The organism is Streptomyces sp. 13-12-16, from assembly GCF_002114215.1.
Classification (GTDB): Bacteria; Actinomycetota; Actinomycetes; order Streptomycetales; family Streptomycetaceae; genus Streptomyces.
Genome location: NZ_NCTE01000917.1, coordinates 1 through 732 on the forward strand (window position 1 = coordinate 1; position 732 = coordinate 732).

At 77.6% G+C, this 732-nt stretch carries 1 protein-coding gene and 1 pseudogene; one reads left to right on the forward strand and one right to left on the reverse strand.

Going from position 1 to position 732, the window contains the following annotated elements; translation table 11 throughout:
- Nucleotides 1-231 (reverse strand): hypothetical protein (locus tag B7767_RS47460; RefSeq protein ID WP_373408255.1); only part of this gene is annotated, 231 nt, incomplete at its 3' end.
- On the opposite strand from B7767_RS47460, the pseudogene B7767_RS46710 reads away from it, so the two are divergent.
- A pseudogene (locus B7767_RS46710) lies at nt 221-732 on the forward strand (topoisomerase II); the annotation flags it as partial. The gene B7767_RS47460 and the pseudogene B7767_RS46710 overlap by 11 nt on opposite strands.

Sequence of the window (732 nt, forward strand, 5' to 3'; positions counted from 1 at the left end):
GCCCGCGCCGGGGGCGCCCTTCACTCCGCCCGTGCCTGCACCGGGCGCCCCGTTCACGCCCCCCGCGCCCGCCGCGCCGTTCACGCCCCCCGCGCCTCCCGTGCCGCCGTCCGGGGGGCCGGTGGCCGTGCCGAGGCTTCCGGTGGGGAGCGGGTTCGAGCCGCAGCGGTCGGAGACGGAGAAGGAGCCCGAGGAGTCGGGTGCGGCTTCCCCTTCGGCCGTGCCGGACATCCCGGTCGGTGGGTTCCGGGCCGACAACGGTGACCTGGAGAGCGGTGCGACGATCCGCTTCTCCGCCGCCGCGCTGAAGCGGGAGATCGCGGAGCGCGAGGCGGAGGCCGAGGCGGGCGCGGAGGCCGAGGCTGAGGTTGAGGCCGAGGCGGGCGCGGAGAACGAGGCGGAGGCCGAGCCCGAGGTGCGGCTGGAGCCGTCCGACGGTGAGGACGGGACCGACGACGCCGCCGGGAGCACCGCGGAGGTGTCCGGCGCCGCGGTGAGCCCGTCGGACGCCGACGACGTCGAGGAGGCGTCCGGTACGTCCGGCGAGCGCGAAGCCGGCGAGGTCTCCGGCTCGGAGGACGTCACGCCTCAGGACGCCGAGTCCTCGGTGACCGACGTGGAGGACGACGCCGCGCCGACGGAGCCGGAGGCCGAGCCCGAGGACGCGGTGCCCGCCGAGGACGTACCGGTGACGGACGAGCCGGCGGCTGTCGAGCCCGAGGACGCCGAGCC